Here is a 14,739-nt window from a genome sequence, read left to right on the forward strand (position 1 = left end):
CCAAAGGTTCCCTCAGCCTGGTTGGCAATCAGGTGTTGAGTGTAAGTGCACAAGGGAGCTTGACTGTGAGACCGACGGGTCGAGCAGGGACGAAAGTCGGGACTAGTGATCCGGCAGTGGCTTGTGGAAGCGCTGTCGCTCAACGGATAAAAGGTACCCCGGGGATAACAGGCTGATCTTCCCCAAGAGTCCATATCGACGGGATGGTTTGGCACCTCGATGTCGGCTCGTCGCATCCTGGGGCTGGAGTCGGTCCCAAGGGTTGGGCTGTTCGCCCATTAAAGCGGTACGCGAGCTGGGTTTAGAACGTCGTGAGACAGTTCGGTCCCTATCCGCTGTGCGCGTAGGAATATTGAGAAGGGCTGTCCCTAGTACGAGAGGACCGGGACGGACGAACCTCTGGTGTGCCAGTTGTCCTGCCAAGGGCATGGCTGGTTGGCTACGTTCGGAAAGGATAACCGCTGAAAGCATCTAAGCGGGAAGCCTGCTTCGAGATGAGTATTCCCACCAACTTGATTGGTTAAGGCTCCCAGTAGACGACTGGGTTGATAGGCCAGATGTGGAAGCCCTGTAAGGGGTGGAGCTGACTGGTACTAATAGGCCGAGGGCTTGTCCTCAGTTGCTCGCGTCCACTGTGTTAGTTCTGAAATAACGAACGGCCGTGTTTTTGTCCGGTGTTCAAATTTCATAGTGTTTCGGTGGTCATTGCGTTAGGGAAACGCCCGGTTACATTCCGAACCCGGAAGCTAAGCCTTTCAGCGCCGATGGTACTGCAGGGGGGACCCTGTGGGAGAGTAGGACGCCGCCGAACAATCTTTCCGGGAAAGCCCCGCACCAACAGGTGCGGGGCTTTTCTGCGTTCCAGACAGGGCTCATGAAGTACCGGCCGGCCGGTACTTCATGAGCCCTGTGCTCCCCCTGGCTTGCCGGTATGGCCGGGCGCGATTATGAGCATCTCCGGATCCCGTGTATGGTTTACCTCGTTGCCACAGCGCAACGAGGCCCCAATAGCTCAGTCGGTAGAGCGTCTCCATGGTAAGGAGAAGGTCTGCGGTTCGATTCCGCATTGGGGCTCAGAACATGACGAAAGGCCCCCGCCACATGGCGGGGGCCTTTCGCGTTGGGGCTCAGACGAGGGGCGGTTCCGGGACGCGCATGGCCAGGATGGCCATGTCGTCCGAGGCCGGCTCGGCGGCGAAGCGTTCCACGGCCCGCAGAATGCGTGAGGCGACCGCTCCGGCCGTCAGGCCCGTACAGGTCGACAGGACGTCCGCGAGGCCGTCGTCGCCCAGCATGCGGCTTCCCTCGCGGCGTTCGGTGACGCCGTCCGTGACGCACAGCAGGACGTCACCCGGGTTGAGGACGACCTCCTGCTCGTACAGGTCGAGGTCCTCGATGACACCGAGCAGGGGCTGCGGTTCCGCGGCGGACTCGACGGAGCCGTCCTGGCGCAGGCGCAGCGGCAGCGGGTGGCCTGCGCAGACGACCTTCAGGAGGGCGCTGCCGTCCTCCTGGGGCCACAGCTCGCCGTACAGAAGGGTCAGGAAGCGGCTGCGGGCGCCCTCGTCGAGGATCGCCGCGTTCAGGCGCTCCAGGACCGCCGGGCCGCCGAAGCCCTCGCGGGCGAGCAGACGCAGCGCGTGGCGGGCCAGGCCCGTGACGGCGGCCGCCTCCGGGCCCGTACCGCACACGTCGCCGATGGCGAAGCCGTACGCGCCGTCGCTGATCGGGAAGACGTCGTAGAAGTCGCCGCCGACCTCGTTGCCCTCGCCGGCGGCGCGGTAGATGACCTCGATCTCGACGTTCGGCACGTCGGGCAGGCCCGGGGGCAGCAGGCTGCGCTGGAGGGACTGGCTGATCGCCATGCGCTCCGAGTACAGGCGGGCGTTGTCCAGGGCCAGGGCGGCCCTGCGGGAGAGGTCCTCGGCCAGTTCCAGGATCTCCTGGCGGAAGTGGTCGTCCGAGGGCTTCCCGAGCGTCAGCATGCCGATCACACGGTTGCGGGCGACCAGCGGGAGGACCACCGTCTCACCGCCGACGGCCTGGGCCGTGGCGAGCGTCGTGCGGGTGGCCGTGCTCATGCTCAGCGGCGCGTCGCGCTGCAGGCTGCGGGTCGACGTGGACAGGGCCGCGCGGTGGCCCGCCTCCGAGGGGGCGGCCCAGACGCGGGCGCCCGGGGTCGGTACCGGATCCGGCGGGGCGATCTTGGAGAGCAGGGCCTTGAGCCCGTCGATGAGGTCCTCGTCCTCGTGGAGCACATAGGAGAGGTACGGGTCGGACGACTGGTCGGCGATCGTGTAGACGGCGCACCAGGTGGCCAGCGTCGGGACCGTCATCTGGGCCATCAGCGCCAGGGTCTGGTCCCGGTCGAGCGTGCCGGCCAGCAGGTCGGAGGCCTCGACGAGGAAGGACAGGGAGCCTCGGCGCAGCCGTTCCAGCTCGCCGAGGCGGGCGGACTCCACGGCGAGCGCGATGCGGTCCGCCGCGAACTGGAGGCGCAGGGCCTCCTCGTTGGAGTAGCGGCCCGCGCCCTCCGCCGCGACGCCGAGGGAGCCGGTGAGACGGCCCTCGACCTTCAGCGGCACGGTGACGACCGAGCGCATCCCGGTGTCGGTGAGGAGCGGCACGGCGCCGGGGACGGCGGTCAGGTCCTCGTGGACGGCGGGCATCCGGGCGGAGCCGTAACGGCCCGTACCGGCCTCGACCGGCACCCGGGCGAAGCGCTGGCGGGCCGAGGGGAGGCCCGTCGTGGCGCGGACCTCCAGCTCGGTCTCGTCGTCCGTGGCGAGCAGGAGGAACGCGGCGTCGGCGTCGAGCATGTCGCGGGCCCGCTCGACCGTCCGCTGAAGGAGGCCGTCCAGGTCGTCCGGGGCCGGGGAGCCGATGAACACCTCGAACGGGTCCGCGGTGCGGTTGTCGGATGAGGTGTCGGAGACCGGGGCGCGGACCGGGGACTGGAGCACGGCGCGCTCGTCGTCGCGGACGAGGAGACAGACCGTGGAAGGTTCGCCGTCGGTGTCGCGGACCCGCAGGTGCGAGGAGTAGACGGCGATGGTCCGGCCGTCGGCGCCGCGGATTCCGTAACTGCCCTCCCAGCGGGAGAGCTGGAGGGCGTCGGCGATGCCGGTGTTGGTCCCCGGGGTGTGCGGCCAGGCCACGAAGTCGGTGAACTGCTTGCCGGTGACCTGCTCCGCCGTGTGCCCGAAGACGTACGCGGCGTCGTCGTTCCACGCGCTGATCGCGCCGGCGCTGTCGATCTGGACGACGGCGACCCGGACCCGCTGGTCGGTGACGGGGAGGAGCGAGGTGGGCAGGACCGGGCCGGCGGAGCGGATGCCCACCGGCCGGTCGGGCAGGTCCAGCTGGAACCAGACGTGTTTACGGGTGGGGGAGTACTCGACGCCCCAGCGGGAGGCCAGGGCGGCGCAGAGCAGCAGACCGCGGCCGTTCTCGCGGTCGGGGCTGCCGAAGTCGAGGCCGTTGCTCTGGAGCGGAACCTCGCGTTCCGGATAGTGGTCGGAGACCTCGACCCGGACGCCGTCCGCGGTGCGCAGGCACAGCACGTCGGCCGCGGTGCCCGCGTGCACGACGGCGTTGGTCACGAGCTCGCTGGTGAGCACGACGGCGTCGTCGACGACATCGTTGTAGCCCCACCCCTGGAGCGTGTCCCGGACGAAGGCGCGGGCGGTCGCGACGGAGCGTCCGACCGGTTCGAAGGTGGCGGCCGCGCGCGCGGTGATCACAGCACTCCCCATATTGGTGTCTCGTCGCTTCCCCGAGTCCTGTGCCCGTTTATCGCCGCTTCGATTCGCTTGCCAGGCTAGACGTATCTCAAGGGTGCCCGGTACACGAGGGCCGAGTTCGGGACAGAGCGGTCCGGCGGTGGTGCGCGGGCGCACAAGTATGGACTCCCGGTGCAAGGGATGGGGGGCAACCGGTGCAGGTTGCCCGCCGACCGGTTCCGGCCTGGTACGTTGCCATGATTTGACGTCCGCCCGGTCGCCCGTTGACGGTGTGCAGTGGCGGTGAGCCAAAGTGGAACTGGGCAAGCTTCCGGATAGGCCCGAGTGAAACGGTCAACCCCTGCGGGAGGGACACGGTGGAGTCTGGCGTGGCGGCGCAGGGTTCGAAGGCGCGTACAAAAGGCGGACAGTCCGTGAAAAAGCAGCGCAATGGCACCGTCGAAGTGGACGCGGCAGCTCTGAACAGAGTGCTCGCGGGCCTCGTGGCGATGCGCGACGGCAACTTCCGCCGGCGGCTCACCGTCTCCGGCGACGGTGTGATGACGGAGATCGCGGCGGTCTTCAACGAGGTCGCCGACCGGAATCTCCATCTCACCGGTGAGCTGGCGCGCGTACGGCGGGTGGTCGGGCGTGAGGGCAAACTCACGGAGCGGCTGGAGACGGGCGCCTGCGAGGGCTCCTGGGCCGCCGCGATCGACGCCTCCAACGAGCTCGTCGACGATCTCGCGCGACCGGTCTCCGAAGTGGGCCGGGTGCTGTCGGCGGTCGCCGACGGTGACCTGGAGCAGCGTATGGAGCTGCGCTCGCACACGCAGGACGAGACGGTACGGCCGCTGCGCGGCGAGTTCCTGAAGGTCGCCCGTACGGTCAACAACCTGGTCGACCAGCTGTCGGTCTTCACCGAGCAGGTCACCCGGGTCGCCGTCGAGGTGGGCACCGAGGGCAAGCTCGGGGGCCAGGCGCAGGTGCGCGGCATGTCCGGGTCCTGGAAGGACCTCACGGACTCCGTCAACACCATGGCGTACCGGCTCACCGCCCAGGTGCGGGACATCGCGCTGGTGACGACGGCGGTCGCCAAGGGTGATCTGTCGCGGAAGGTCACCGTCCATGTGGCCGGCGAGATGCTCCAGCTGAAGAACACCGTCAACACGATGGTCGACCAGCTGTCCTCGTTCTCCTCCGAGGTGACGCGCGTCGCCCGTGAGGTGGGCACGGAGGGCGAGCTGGGCGGTCAGGCGACCGTGCCGGGTGTGGCCGGGGTGTGGAAGGACCTCACCGACTCCGTCAACACGATGGCGGGCAACCTCACCTCCCAGGTGCGCGGGATCGCGGAGGTGACGACGGCGGTCGCCAGCGGTGACCTGACGCAGAAAGTCACCGTGAGCGCGCGCGGCGAGGTCGCGCAGCTCGCCGAGACGATCAACCAGATGACCGAGACGCTGCGCACCTTCGCGGACGAAGTGACACGTGTGGCGAGCGAGGTCGGTGGCGAAGGGCTCCTCGGCGGTCAGGCGCAGGTGCCGGGCGCGGCCGGTACGTGGAAGGACCTCACCGACTCGGTGAACACGGTCTTCCGGAACCTGACGACACAGGTGCGCGACATCGCGCAGGTCACGACCGCGGTGGCCAGCGGCGACATGTCGCAGAAGGTCACGGTCGACGTGGCCGGGGAGATGCTGGAGCTGAAGAACACCGTCAACACGATGGTGGACCAGCTCCAGTCGTTCGGTTCCGAGGTGACCCGGGTGGCCCGGGAGGTCGGCGTCGAGGGCCGGCTCGGCGGGCAGGCCGAGGTGCCGGGTGCGGCGGGGACCTGGAAGGACCTCACCGACTCGGTCAACACCGCGTTCCGCAACCTGACCGGCCAGGTCCGGGACATCGCGCAGGTCACCACGGCGGTCGCCAACGGTGATCTGTCGCAGAAGGTCACCGTGGACGTGGCCGGGGAGATGCTGGAGCTGAAGAACACCGTCAACACGATGGTGGCGCAGCTCTCCAGCTTCGCCGACCAGGTGACGCGGATGGCCCGGGACGTGGGCACCGAGGGCCGCCTCGGCGGTCAGGCGCGGGTGGACGGCGTCTCGGGTACGTGGAAGGAGCTGACGGACTCCGTCAACTTCATGGCCGGGAACCTCACCTCCCAGGTGAGGCAGATCGCGCAGGTGACGACGGCGGTGGCGCGGGGCGACCTGTCGCAGAAGATCGACGTGGACGCCCGGGGCGAGATCCTGGAGCTCAAGAACACGATCAACACGATGGTCGACCAGCTTTCCGCCTTCGCCGACCAGGTCACCCGGGTCGCCCGCGAGGTGGGTACGGACGGCCGGCTCGGCGGTCAGGCGCAGGTGCCCGGCGTGGCCGGAGTGTGGCGCGATCTGACCGATTCGGTGAACGGCATGGCGGGGAACCTCACCGCTCAGGTCCGTAACATCGCGCAGGTCGCCACGGCGGTGGCGCGCGGTGACCTGTCGCAGAAGATCGACGTGGACGCCCGGGGCGAGATCCTGGAGCTCAAGAACACCCTCAACACGATGGTGGACCAGCTGTCCAACTTCGCGGAGCAGGTGACACGGGTCGCCCGTGAGGTGGGTACGGAGGGCATCCTCGGCGGTCAGGCCGAGGTGCAGGGCGTGTCCGGTACGTGGAAGGACCTCACCCAGTCCGTCAACGGCATGGCGAACAACCTGACCCTCCAGGTCCGCAACATCGCCGAGGTCACCACCGCGGTCGCCAAGGGCGATCTCTCCAAGAAGATCACCGTCGACGCCAAGGGCGAGATCCTCGAACTGGTCACGACCGTCAACACGATGGTCGACCAGCTGCTCAACTTCGCCGATGAGGTGTCCCGGGTGGCCCGCGAGGTGGGCACCGAAGGGATCCTGGGCGGTCAGGCGCGGGTGCGCGGGGCGACCGGCATCTGGAAGGACCTCAGCGAGAACGTCAACCTGATGGCCAACAACCTGACCAGCCAGGTGCGGAACATCTCCCGGGTCTCCTCCGCGGTCGCCAACGGCGATCTGACGAAGAAGGTCACCGTGGAGGCGCGCGGCGAGGTCGCGGAGCTGGCCGACACCGTCAACACGATGGTGACGACGCTGTCCTCGTTCGCCGACGAGGTCACGCGGGTGGCCCGTGAGGTGGGCACGGAGGGCGAGCTGGGCGGCCAGGCCCGGGTGCCGGGAGTCGCCGGTACGTGGAAGGACCTCACCGAGTCCGTGAACTCGATGGCCTCCAACCTGACCGGTCAGGTGCGGCAGATCGCCACGGTCACCACCGCCATCGCCAAGGGCGACCTGACGAAGAAGATCGACATCGACGCGCGCGGTGAGATCCAGGAGCTGAAGAACACCATCAACACGATGGTCGACCAGCTGTCCTCGTTCGCCGAGCAGGTGACCCGGGTCGCGCGCGAGGTGGGCACCGAGGGGCAGCTGGGCGGTCAGGCGCGGGTGCGGGACGTGGACGGCACCTGGCGCGACCTCACCGAGTCGGTGAACGAGATGGCCGGGAACCTGACCCGTCAGGTGCGTGCCATCGCCGCCGTCGCCACCGCGGTGACCCGCGGCGATCTGAACCTCAAGATCGATGTGGACGCGGCCGGCGAGATCCAGGTCCTCCAGGACAACATCAACACGATGATCGCGAACCTGCGCGACACCACGCTGGCCAACAAGGAGCAGGACTGGCTGAAGGGCAACCTGGCCCGGATCTCCGGTCTGATGCAGGGCCGCCGCGATCTGGACGACGTGGCCTCGCTGATCATGAGCGAGCTGACGCCGGTGGTCTCGGCGCAGCACGGCGCGTTCTTCCTGGCGATGGCCGCGGGCGACTCGGACGAGGTCGGTCCGGACAACGGCGAGGCGGGTTCGTACGAGCTGCGGATGCGGGGGAGTTACGGCTACTCCGCGGGGTCGATGCCGACCTCCTTCCGGCCCGGCGAGACGCTCATCGGGACGGCGGCCGAGGAGAAGCGGACGATCCAGGTGGACAACGTGCCGCCGGGCTATCTGAAGATCTCCTCCGGTCTGGGCGAGGCCCCTCCGGCGCATGTGATCGTGCTGCCGGTGCTCTTCGAGGGCAAGGTTCTCGGCGTCATCGAACTGGCCTCGTTCCAGCCGTTCACGCACATCCAGCGGGACTTCCTCAACCAGCTCGCCGAGATGATCGCGACGAGCGTCAACACGATCAGCGTCAACACCAAGACCGAGAAGCTGCTGGAGCAGTCCCAGGAGCTGACCGAGCAACTGCGCGACCGCTCGGAGGAGTTGGAGAACCGGCAGAAGGCCCTCCAGGCGTCCAACGCCGAACTGGAGGAGAAGGCCGAGCTGTTGGCCCAGCAGAACCGCGACATCGAGGTGAAGAACACCGAGATCGAGGAGGCGCGGCAGGTGCTGGAGGAGCGCGCCGAGCAGCTCGCGGTCTCGATGCGCTACAAGTCCGAGTTCCTGGCGAACATGTCGCACGAGCTGCGTACGCCGCTCAACTCGCTGCTGATTCTGGCCAAGTTGCTGGCAGACAACGCCGAGGGCAATCTCTCGCCGAAGCAGGTGGAGTTCGCCGAGACGATTCACGGGGCCGGGTCCGACCTGCTCCAGCTGATCAACGACATCCTGGACCTGTCGAAGGTCGAGGCGGGCAAGATGGACGTCAGCCCGACCAGGATCGCGCTGGTCCAGCTGGTCGACTATGTGGAGGCGACCTTCCGCCCGCTCACCGCGGAGAAGGGCCTCGACTTCTCCGTACGGGTGTCGCCGGAGCTTCCCGCGACGCTGCACACCGACGAGCAGCGCCTGCTCCAGGTGCTGCGCAACCTGCTGTCCAACGCGGTGAAGTTCACCGACAGCGGCGCGGTGGAGCTGGTGATCCGGCCGGCCGGCGCCGATGTGCCCAACGCGATCCGTGAGCACCTGCTGGAGGCGGGTTCGCTGCGGGACGCGGACGCCGATCTGATCGCCTTCTCGGTCACCGACACCGGGATCGGGATCGCGTCCAGCAAGATGCTGGTGATCTTCGAGGCGTTCAAGCAGGCGGACGGCACGACGAGCCGGAAGTACGGCGGCACCGGCCTCGGTCTCTCCATCAGCCGGGAGATCGCACGGCTGCTCGGCGGTGAGATCCACGCGGCGAGCGAGCCGGGGCGCGGTTCCACCTTCACGTTGTACCTGCCGCTGCACCGCGCCGAACTGCCGCCCCAGGGCTACCCCCCGGTGGGTTCCGGTTCCGCCGAGGTGCTGGGCGGCACGGGCGAGATGGGGCAGGCGCAGTCCCCGCAGGGTCAGTCGGCTCCGTACGGCGACCCGGCCAACTCCGCCGGGGTGTTCCGGCGGCGACGCAAGGCGCTGGGGGAAGCGGCGGGCAGGCCCGCGCTGCCGGCCGGCCGCACCCCGTCCGAGAGCGCCCCGCAGCAGGAGGAGTGGGTGCAGGGGAGCCAGGGCGAGAGCCAGGTTCAGGGCCAGGCCGCGGCGGAGGAGCCGGCGCCCCGGCGGACATTCCGCTTCCGCGGTGAGAAGGTGCTCATCGTCGACGACGACATCCGCAATGTCTTCGCGCTCACCAGCGTGCTGGAGCAGCACGGACTGGCGGTGCTGTACGCGGAGAACGGCCGCGAGGGCATCGAAGTGCTGGAGCAGCACGACGATGTGACGGTCGTGCTGATGGACATCATGATGCCCGAGATGGACGGTTACGCGACGACGACCGCGATCCGGCGGATGCCGCAGTTCGCCGGGCTGCCGATCGTCGCGCTCACCGCGAAGGCGATGAAGGGCGACCGGGAGAAGGCCATCGATTGCGGGGCTTCCGACTATGTGACGAAGCCGGTCGATCCTGATCATCTGCTCGCGGTGATGGAGCAGTGGATGCACGGAGAGTGATCGAGGATTGAACGAATTGGCGTGAGTTGTTGACCGACTGTGCTCGAACGGGTGTGAACGCGCTGTATTCGGGGAACCTTCTGGTCTCCCACCGCGTTTGCGGTACGTGCACAGTGACATCGCGGTGACAGGGTGTGGTGACGGGCGGGGTGCGGCTACCATGACCGGCACAAGGACGGACGGCGTAAGGGAGTCGTCCCCTGGGGCGGCACCCGGTGCATTTCCGGGGCGAGGAGGACGGGCCATGGTGCAGAAGGCCAAGATCCTCCTGGTCGATGACCGGCCGGAGAATCTGCTGGCGCTGGAGGCCATCCTCTCTGCGCTCGATCAGACACTGGTCCGGGCATCGTCAGGGGAGGAGGCGCTCAAAGCGCTGCTCACGGACGACTTCGCGGTCATTCTGCTGGACGTCCAGATGCCAGGCATGGACGGTTTCGAGACCGCCGCGCACATCAAGCGGCGGGAGCGGACCCGGGACATCCCGATCATCTTCCTCACCGCGATCAACCACGGTCCGCACCACACCTTCCGCGGTTACGCGGCCGGTGCGGTGGACTACATCTCCAAGCCGTTCGACCCGTGGGTGCTGCGCGCCAAGGTCTCGGTCTTCGTCGAGCTGTACATGAAGAACTGCAAGCTCCGCGAGCAGGCCGCTCTGCTGCGGCTCCAGTTGGAGGGCGACGGCCACGCGGGCGGCGAGCACGAGAAGGAGCCGGCCGGACTGCTGGCCGAGCTCTCCGCGCGGCTCGCGGCGGTCGAGGAGCAGGCGGAGGCGCTCTCCAAGCAGCTCGACGACGAGTCCGCGGACGCCGCGGCGGTCGCCACCGCCGCCCATCTCGAACGCAAGCTGACCGGCCTGCGCCGCGCGCTCGACGCGCTGGAGCCGGGCACCGGCGGGGGCGCGGGCGTGCTGCCCGCACAGAGCTGACACCTCCGCCTCTGCCGTGAGGCGGCGTCAGTTCCCGGCCGTCCGGAGGCGACACGGTCGAGTGAACCAGTAGGCGAACGTGTTCACGGGCGACGACAGCGGTAACCTCGGCATCATGGCCTCACGTACGTCCGGCAAGGGTTCCCAGGGCACGGCGGGCACCGCGAAGCGCGTCGGCCGTACCTCGGGCCCGGCGAAGAAAGCCGCGCCCGCCAAGAAGACCGCGCCGAAGAAGTCGGCCGCTCCCGCCAAGAAGGCCCCCGCGAAGAAGGCGGCGGCCAAGAAGCCCGCGCCCAAACCCGCACCGTCACCCACCGGGGGCATCTACCGGCTGGTGCGGGCGGTCTGGCTCGGGGCGGCGCACGGCGTCGGTGCGCTGTTCCGCTCGATAGGGCGTGGCGCCAAGGGACTTGACCCCGCCCACCGCAAGGACGGGCTCGCGCTGCTGCTGCTCGGCCTGGCGCTGATCGTCGCCGCGGGCACCTGGTCCAATCTCCAGGGGCCGGTCGGCGACCTGGTCGAGATGCTGGTGACCGGGGCCTTCGGCCGGCTCGATCTGCTCGCGCCGATACTGCTGGGCGCGATGGCGGTACGGCTGATCCTCTATCCGGAGCGGCCCGAGGCCAACGGACGCATCGTCATCGGGCTGTCCGCCCTGGTCATCGGAGTCCTCGGCCAGGTCCACATCGCCTGCGGTTCGCCGGGCCGGGACGCGGGCACCGAGGCGATGCAGGACGCGGGCGGGCTGGTCGGCTGGGCCACCTCCAAGCCGCTGATCTTCATGATGGGCGAGGTCCTCGCCGTACCGCTGTTGGTGCTGCTGACCGTGTTCGGGCTCCTCGTCGTCACCGCCACCCCGGTCAACGCCATTCCGCAGCGGCTGCGTCAGCTCGGCGTCCGCCTCGGCATCGTGGAGCCGGCGCCCGAGGCCGGCGACGGGTACGAGGACGACGACGAGCGCTACGACGAACAGTGGCGCGAGGCGCTGCCCGAGCGGCACAACCGACGCGGCGCACGCCGCACGGACCCGGACGCGGACCCGGTCTACGACCACGACCAGGCCGAGGCGGAAGCGCTCACCAAGCGCAGGAGGTCCCGCAGGCCTTCCGCGCAGCCCGCGATGAACCGGCCGCTGGACGCCGTGGACGTCGCGGCCGCCGCTGCCGCCGCGCTCGACGGGGCCGTGCTCAACGGCATGCCGCCCTCGCCGATCGTCGCCGACCTGACCCAGGGCGTCTCCGTGGACCGGGAGCGCACCGGGACCCCCGTCCCCGGCGCCCGGGAGGCCGAGCGGGACGGCGCGGGCAAGTCCGGCGCGGGGCGCCAGCCGGACGCGTCGGACGGCACGAGCGGCGGTGACCGTTCCGGTGACGCCTCCGACCGGTCCGGTGCCGTTCCCGACCTGACCAAGCCCGCACCGGAGCGTTCCGAGGGGCTGCCCGCCCGCGCCGAGCAGCTCCAGCTCTCCGGCGACATCACGTACTCGCTGCCCTCGCTCGACCTGCTGGAGCGCGGCGGACCGGGCAAGACCCGCAGCGCCGCCAACGACGCGGTCGTCGCCTCGCTGACCAACGTCTTCTCGGAGTTCAAGGTCGACGCCGCGGTCACCGGCTTCACCCGGGGTCCGACGGTCACCCGTTACGAGATCGAGCTCGGCCCCGCCGTGAAGGTCGAGAAGATCACGGCCCTGGCCAAGAACATCGCGTACGCCGTGGCGAGCCCGGACGTGCGGATCATCTCGCCGATCCCGGGCAAGTCCGCCGTCGGCATCGAGATCCCCAACTCCGACCGCGAGATGGTCAACCTCGGTGATGTGCTGCGCCTCGCGGACGCCGCCGAGGACGACCACCCGATGCTCGTGGCGCTCGGCAAGAACGTCGAGGGCGGCTACGAGATGGCCAACCTCGCCAAGATGCCGCACGTCCTGGTCGCCGGCGCCACCGGCTCCGGCAAGTCCTCCTGCATCAACTGCCTGATCACCTCGATCATGGTGCGGGCCACCCCGGACGACGTGCGGATGGTCCTCGTCGACCCCAAGCGCGTCGAGCTCACCGCGTACGAGGGCATCCCCCACCTCATCACCCCGATCATCACCAACCCCAAGAAGGCCGCCGAGGCGCTCCAGTGGGTCGTGCGGGAGATGGACCTGCGCTACGACGACCTCGCCAACTTCGGCTACCGGCACATCGACGACTTCAACCACGCGGTGCGCAACGGCAAGTGCAAGGCGCCCGAGGGCAGCGAGCGCGAGCTGTCCCCGTACCCGTATCTGCTGGTGATCGTCGACGAGCTGGCCGACCTGATGATGGTGGCTCCGCGCGACGTCGAGGACTCGATCGTCCGCATCACCCAGCTGGCCCGCGCGGCCGGCATCCACCTGGTGCTCGCCACCCAGCGCCCCTCGGTCGACGTGGTGACCGGCCTGATCAAGGCGAACGTGCCCTCCCGGCTCGCCTTCGCCACCTCCTCCCTCGCCGACAGCCGGGTCATCCTCGACCAGCCCGGCGCCGAGAAGCTCATCGGCAAGGGCGACGGGCTCTTCCTCCCGATGGGCGCCAACAAACCCACCCGTATGCAGGGCGCCTTCGTCACCGAGGACGAGGTCGCCGCCGTCGTCCAGCACTGCAAGGACCAGATGGCCCCGGTCTTCCGGGACGACGTCGTGGTGGGGACGAAGCAGAAGAAGGAGATCGACGAGGACATCGGCGACGACCTCGACCTGCTCTGCCAGGCCGCCGAGCTGGTCGTCTCCACCCAGTTCGGATCGACCTCGATGCTCCAGCGCAAGCTGCGCGTCGGTTTCGCGAAGGCGGGCCGGCTGATGGACCTGATGGAGTCGCGCAACATCGTCGGGCCCAGCGAGGGATCCAAGGCGCGAGACGTCATGGTGAAACCCGACGAGCTCGACGGGGTGTTGGCCGTCATCCGCGGGGAATCCGCTCCGTAACGGAATCCGCTCCGTAAAGGTTTTGTGGGCAACCGTTTCGTACGGTCGTACGTCCAGTTGAAGGGAGGGACGGAACCGTGCTCCTCCCCGCAGCTCGCTCCGTCGTCACCTCACCCGTATCTCCACCCCGTTCGGCCCACTACAGGTTGCCCAGTCCTCGATCGGGGCTGTGTTCCGTCCCCGCTCCACCCCGGAGCCGGTGGCGGGGCCGTCCGGCGAGCCCGATGGCGTACAAAGTCGTCCCTCCCGGTTGCCCCTCCCTTTCGTACCCCCCCTAGACTGAACATCCAGCAGGTGGCTCACGCTCGAAAGGCGCCCCCGTGTCCATCGGCAACTCCCCCGAAGACGACCGGCCTTCGATCGGTCGTGCCCTTCAGCAGGCTCGTATCGCCGCAGGTCTGACGGTCGAGGAAGTCAGCAGCTCCACCCGGGTGCGCATCCCCATCGTGCACGCGATCGAGCAGGACGACTTCTCCCGCTGCGGCGGCGACGTCTACGCCCGCGGCCACATCCGCACGTTCGCCCGTGCCGTCGGCCTCGATCCGGAACCGCTGGTCGAGGAGTACGACGCCGATCACGGCGGCCGTCCCGCACCGACCCCCGCGGCGCCGCTGTTCGAAGCGGAACGCATCCGCTCCGAACCCCGGCGGCCCAACTGGACCGCCGCCATGGTCGCGGCCATCGTCGCCGTCATCGGGTTCGTCGGCTTCACGCTCTTCAGCGGCGAGGACGAACCCTCCAACACCGCGCAGATCGCGGAGGGCTCCAAGCCCGACAAGACCGCGGCCAAGCCCACCGCGACCAAGCCCTCCGACCCCAAGCCCGTGCCCTCCGAGAGCGCCATCGCCGCCGCCCCCCGGGACAAGGTGACGGTCAAGCTCAGCGCGGACCGGGGCAAGAGCTGGATCTCGGCCAAGGACCACAACGGCCGGCTGCTCTTCGACGGGCTGCTGCTCCAGGGCGAGTCCAAGACCTTCCAGGACAAGGAACGCATCGACCTCGTCCTCGGCGACGCCGGGGCGATCGAGCTCTTCGTCAACGGCAAGCAGGTCCAGGACCGCTTCGGTCCCGGCCAGGTCGAACGGCTCTCCTACACCAAGGGCGACCCCGAGGCCGGCTGATCCGCCGCCCTCCGTCTCCGTAACGTCCCGACGGGCGTCCGGCCTCGCGCCGGGCGCCCGTCGGCGTTCCCCGGCCCGGACGCTGTCACTCCCCGTAGCAGGAAGGGGGTGCCGAGCGGCCTCGGGA

Annotated in this window: 5 protein-coding genes, 1 tRNA gene and 2 rRNA genes; 7 read left to right on the forward strand and 1 reads right to left on the reverse strand. The window is 68.9% G+C overall.

Translation table 11 applies throughout. The features are described from left to right. The 3 genes from G3I54_RS26355 to G3I54_RS26365 form a co-directional block, all read left to right on the forward strand. Window positions 1-617, forward strand: a 23S ribosomal RNA gene (locus G3I54_RS26355); the annotation flags it as partial. A 77-nt stretch (window positions 618-694) separates the two neighbouring features. Further along, window positions 695-811: ribosomal RNA gene (gene rrf / locus G3I54_RS26360) — 5S ribosomal RNA — on the forward strand. Between the two features lie 190 nt (window positions 812-1,001). Next, window positions 1,002-1,074, forward strand: a tRNA-Thr gene (locus G3I54_RS26365). 53 nt (window positions 1,075-1,127) lie between these two features. On the opposite strand, the gene G3I54_RS26370 is transcribed toward G3I54_RS26365, so the two are convergent. Then, on the reverse strand, window positions 1,128-3,755 hold the full coding sequence (locus G3I54_RS26370; protein ID WP_164617761.1) for a SpoIIE family protein phosphatase: 2,628 nt from the start codon (window positions 3,753-3,755) through the stop codon (window positions 1,128-1,130). A 401-nt stretch (window positions 3,756-4,156) separates the two neighbouring features. Here G3I54_RS26370 and G3I54_RS26375 point away from each other — a divergent pair, with 401 nt between their 5' ends. The 4 genes from G3I54_RS26375 (at window position 4,157) to G3I54_RS26390 (ending at window position 14,612) form a co-directional block, all read left to right on the forward strand. Further along, on the forward strand, window positions 4,157-9,616 hold the full coding sequence (locus G3I54_RS26375; protein ID WP_164617763.1) for a HAMP domain-containing protein: 5,460 nt from the start codon (window positions 4,157-4,159) through the stop codon (window positions 9,614-9,616). Between the two features lie 244 nt (window positions 9,617-9,860). Beyond that, window positions 9,861-10,544, forward strand: a complete 684-nt coding sequence (locus tag G3I54_RS26380; RefSeq protein WP_097945029.1) for a response regulator — start codon at window positions 9,861-9,863, stop codon at window positions 10,542-10,544. 115 nt (window positions 10,545-10,659) lie between these two features. Beyond that, window positions 10,660-13,491 carry a DNA translocase FtsK gene (locus tag G3I54_RS26385; RefSeq protein WP_164617766.1) on the forward strand — a complete coding sequence of 944 codons (2,832 nt, stop codon included), beginning with the start codon at window positions 10,660-10,662 and terminating at the stop codon, window positions 13,489-13,491. Between the two features lie 320 nt (window positions 13,492-13,811). Next, window positions 13,812-14,612: a helix-turn-helix domain-containing protein gene (locus G3I54_RS26390; RefSeq protein ID WP_164617769.1), complete on the forward strand. Its 801-nt coding sequence runs from the start codon at window positions 13,812-13,814 to the stop codon at window positions 14,610-14,612. Window positions 14,613-14,739: the final 127 nt, after the last annotated feature.

It is taken from the genome of Streptomyces sp. SID14515 (assembly GCF_010548505.1).
Lineage (GTDB): Bacteria > Actinomycetota > Actinomycetes > Streptomycetales > Streptomycetaceae > Streptomyces > Streptomyces caviscabies.